Source organism: Shewanella vaxholmensis, from assembly GCF_031932135.1.
In the GTDB taxonomy this organism is placed as follows: Bacteria; Pseudomonadota; Gammaproteobacteria; order Enterobacterales; family Shewanellaceae; genus Shewanella; species Shewanella hafniensis.
The window spans coordinates 1-3,848 of record NZ_JAUOEV010000043.1; the positions used below are offsets into that span (position 1 = coordinate 1).

Consider the following 3,848-nt stretch of genomic DNA (forward strand, 5'->3'; position numbering starts at 1 on the left):
GAAATTTGTGAAATTCAGCGTGATTTTTCGCCTAAATACCCACTCCACGATGACTATTTCATCAATACGTGTCCTCCGCGTTAGCTGCAATCCTTGCTTTTAGCAGTTACAATGTGCTTTTGTCGTAATTGATCAAACACATGTCTCTATCTCATAGCCTTAAATCGTTTAATTCCTTTGGTTTGGCCCAGTCTTGCGCCGATCTTGTTGAGGCGCACTCAAAAGAAGCTGTTCGGGCAATGTGTTTGCCACTATGGCAACGGCAATTGCCTATGTTGGTGCTTGGTGGCGGTAGCAATCTGGTCTTCACGGAGGACTTTAACGGCACAGTTGTCAGGATGTTATCGAAGGGGATAAAAGTATCTGAAGACGCAGAAGCGTTTTATCTCGAGGTTGAGGCGGGTGAGAATTGGCACGAGTTAATTCGGTTTACGCTCGAGCGTGGCATGTTTGGGCTGGAGAATATGGCGTTAATTCCTGGAACGGTTGGCGCAGCACCTATACAGAATATTGGCGCTTATGGTGTTGAACTCTGTGATGTGTGTGATTGGGTTGAGTATCTTGATTTACCCTCAGGTGAGTTCGTGCGTATAAGCACAGCTGAGTGTCAGTTTGCTTACCGTGAGTCTATTTTCAAAGACAAATTACGCAATTTTGCCGTAGTGACAGCAGTCGGACTGCGCTTAGCTAAACGTTGGCAACCGCGTTTGGCCTATGGTCCACTGCAATCGTTTGATCCAGCAACCGTCACTGCGCGTGAAATTTTTAATCGCGTATGCCAAGTTCGCAGTGAAAAGCTCCCCGATCCTGCAGTGCTCGGCAATGCAGGCAGTTTCTTTAAAAATCCTATTGTTAGCGCGGCCTGTTATCTAGATTTAGCACAGCGTTTTCCGACGATAGTGGGTTATGCGCAAGCGGATGCGACGGTGAAATTGGCGGCAGGTTGGTTGATTGAACAAGCGGGACTGAAAGGTTTTGTGCTTGGTAATGTGGCTGTGCATGACAAACAAGCTTTGGTATTAGTGAATCGAGGCGGGGCAACGGGGCGCGATATTTGTCGCTTAGCGCGGCATGTTATTGCGCAAGTACAGGATAAATTTGGTGTTGTGCTAGAAGCGGAACCTAGAATCATGGGCGCTAACGGAGAAGGAGATTTGTATGTCTGATAATTGGGGAAGAAAGCGCCAGATATTAGCCTTGTTGTCTAGCGGTCAATTTGTTTCAGGCGAGCAGTTAGCCACTGAACTTGGGATTTCGCGCGCCGCTGTAAATAAGCACATTGATGCGTTAGAAACCTATGGCGTAGCAATTTATAGCGTTAAAGGTCGCGGCTATAAGCTAGCTAATCCGATCTCTTTAATTGATGCTTCACGTTTAGTGCAGTCAATTGATAACCGTTGTTTTTATTTTGATGAGATCGCAAGCACCAACGGCTTTATGCTGAGCCATACCACTGAGCTAAAGAATGGCGATGTGTGCGTGGCAGAGTATCAATCTGCAGGTCGCGGTCGCCGAGGTCGAACTTGGGTGTCACCCTATGGGCATCATCTATATTTCTCGCTGTTTTGGACATTTCCGCAGGGAATGGCACAGGCTATGGGATTAAGTTTAGTGGTGGCCTGCACATTAGTTGAAGTGCTTAAATCGTTTGGGGTAGAGAATATTGGGGTTAAGTGGCCGAATGACATCTATTTAGATAACAAGAAGCTTGCCGGGATCTTGATTGAAATGTCGGGACAGGCGGATAGTCAGTGTCAGCTGATCATTGGTGTTGGCGTTAATATGGCGATGTCAGAGGAGCAAGGCAAAGGTATCGATCAGCCTTGGAGTGACCTTTCAGAGTTGGTCGATATGCCTGATAAGACAGCGCTTGTTATCGAATTACAGAAGCAACTCAAGCGTGATATCCAGCTATTTGAGCGTGAAGGATTAGCTGCATTCAAGGCTCGTTGGCAAGCGGCAGACTTATTTTATGGCCGTGAAATACGTTTGCTTATGGGTGAAAAATCGGTAGAAGGGATTTGCCGCGGTGTTGATGAGCAAGGTGCAGTATTGCTCGAAACCGCCGATGGTGTGCAAGCATTTATCGGCGGTGAAATTAGCTTAAGGGCACGCTAAGCACCCAAGAGACTATTTTACAGAAGATTATTTGCGCATCAGTACGTGGGACATCAAATGATCCTGACCTTTTTGTAGGATCAAATGGGCCCTTTCACGGGTTGGTTGAATATTCAATTGCAGGTTGGGACCGTTAATCGTGTCCCAAATATTGGCAGCAATGGTATTAGCTTCATCATCGGTCAGCGACGAATAGTGATGGAAATAGGATTTCTTGTCACTGAAGGCGCCAGAGCGGAATTGCAAGAAGCGTTCTTTGTACCATTGTTTGAGTAACGGCTCTTGTGCATCGACATAAATAGAAAAGTCGACAAAATCGGAGACAAAAGGACGACGGGTATCGACGGGGGAGTCGAGTCCAGTCTGCAGTACATTCAAGCCTTCCAAAATTAAGATGTCGGGCTGAGAAACGGTTTGGTGCTGATTTTTCACACGGTCATAGGTGACGTGTGAATAGATAGGGGCTTTCACATGGGGTTGGCCAGATTTCACGGCGGAGATAAACTCAACCAGCATTTTCATATCGTAGCTTTCCGGAAATCCCTTGCGCTGTAATAACCCTTTACGCTTCAAGTCTGCCAGCGGATACAAAAAGCCATCCGTTGTGACGAGATCGACCTTAGGATGCTCAGGCCAGTGCTGTAGTAAGGCTTGCAAGATACGCGCTGTGGTACTTTTGCCGACGGCGACACTGCCAGCAATACTAATGATGTAAGGGCTTTTTGATGGCTTTTGGCCAAGAAACTCATCAACGACTAATCCACGTTGTTGCTTAGCTTTGACTATTAGATTGAGCAGCCGACTAAGGGGAAGATAAATATCTGTGACTTCCGATAAGGATATCTTCTCATTAATGCCTCTAAGGTTTTCCAAGTCTTGCTCGCTCAGCGTCAGCGGCACTGAATCTCGTAACTCAGACCATTGCAGGCGCTCAAAGGCGAGATAGAGTGCTTTTTGAATTGAATTTTTAGAAGTCATTGGCTTTCCTCAGCTTAGGAAAGGCACAGTACACTATGGAATTATTCGGAACAATACTAAATGGGTGGTTGTAGCCGTGTTTCCGTGACCGTTTGATGTATTCGCTGTTTAATTGGTCGGCAAAGTTGGATAACGTGTAAAAAAACACCGTTCGAGCGCTTTTTTTACGTAAATAGGTGTTTTTTACTTGCACTTGGGAGCGCATTTACCTAATATCCCGTTCCGAAATGATAATGCCGGCATAGCTCAGTTGGTAGAGCAACTGACTTGTAATCAGTAGGTCCCGAGTTCGACTCTTGGTGCCGGCACCATTTTCTGTGGAGGGGTTCCCGAGTGGCCAAAGGGATCAGACTGTAAATCTGACGGCTCAGCCTTCGAAGGTTCGAATCCTTCTCCCTCCACCACTTTTTTCTAGGTAGTTAGGTAGCCTTAGTTAGGTTGCGCGGACATCGTATAATGGTATTACTCCAGCCTTCCAAGCTGATAACGCGGGTTCGATTCCCGCTGTCCGCTCCAAATTAGTTGCTGATATGGCTCAGTTGGTAGAGCACACCCTTGGTAAGGGTGAGGTCGGCAGTTCGAATCTGCCTATCAGCACCAGCCTCTCTAAATTTAGCTCCTACGCCTAAACATAATCGGTTCGATGTCATTTTAATGCATCGGATTTTTTCTATATGTTAGTTTTCATCACCAAGATTCTTGGACTGAGGCATTACCATGGCTAAAGCTAAATTTGAACGTATTAAGCCCCA

General features: G+C 46.3%; 3 protein-coding genes and 4 tRNA genes. 6 read left to right on the forward strand and 1 reads right to left on the reverse strand.

The window, feature by feature from the left end:
* The first annotated feature begins 140 nt into the window (after positions 1-140).
* Together murB and birA are read left to right on the forward strand one after the other, a co-directional pair.
* Positions 141-1,166, forward strand: a complete 1,026-nt coding sequence (gene murB, locus Q4Q46_RS21170) for a UDP-N-acetylmuramate dehydrogenase (RefSeq protein ID WP_311907003.1) — start codon at positions 141-143, stop codon at positions 1,164-1,166.
* Entirely contained in the window at positions 1,159-2,118 is a 960-nt protein-coding gene (gene birA, locus Q4Q46_RS21175; protein WP_107949770.1) for a bifunctional biotin--[acetyl-CoA-carboxylase] ligase/biotin operon repressor BirA, read from the forward strand. The genes murB and birA overlap by 8 nt, the downstream gene beginning before the upstream one ends.
* Positions 2,119-2,145: 27 nt before the next feature.
* Here the strand turns inward: birA and coaA are convergent, their stop codons facing one another.
* Entirely contained in the window at positions 2,146-3,096 is a 951-nt protein-coding gene (coaA, locus tag Q4Q46_RS21180) for a type I pantothenate kinase (protein WP_311907005.1), read from the reverse strand.
* A gap of 235 nt (positions 3,097-3,331) precedes the next feature.
* On the opposite strand from coaA, the gene Q4Q46_RS21185 reads away from it, so the two are divergent.
* The 4 genes from Q4Q46_RS21185 to Q4Q46_RS21200 all read left to right on the forward strand — a co-directional run bounded on the left by Q4Q46_RS21185 (position 3,332) and on the right by Q4Q46_RS21200 (position 3,696).
* Positions 3,332-3,407, forward strand: a tRNA-Thr gene (locus Q4Q46_RS21185).
* A gap of 8 nt (positions 3,408-3,415) precedes the next feature.
* A tRNA-Tyr gene (locus tag Q4Q46_RS21190) sits at positions 3,416-3,500 on the forward strand.
* 38 nt (positions 3,501-3,538) lie between these two features.
* Positions 3,539-3,612, forward strand: a tRNA-Gly gene (locus tag Q4Q46_RS21195).
* A gap of 8 nt (positions 3,613-3,620) precedes the next feature.
* A tRNA-Thr gene (locus Q4Q46_RS21200) sits at positions 3,621-3,696 on the forward strand.
* The last annotated feature ends 152 nt before the right edge of the window (positions 3,697-3,848 follow it).

Excerpts from the sequence above, each read along its gene's own strand:
- murB (WP_311907003.1), top strand. The coding sequence starts at position 141 with ATGTCTCTATCTCATAGCCTTAAATCGTTTAATTCCTTTGGTTTGGCC.
- birA (WP_107949770.1), top strand. The coding sequence starts at position 1,159 with ATGTCTGATAATTGGGGAAGAAAGCGCCAGATATTAGCCTTGTTGTCT.
- coaA (WP_311907005.1), bottom strand. The coding sequence starts at position 3,096 with ATGACTTCTAAAAATTCAATTCAAAAAGCACTCTATCTCGCCTTTGAG.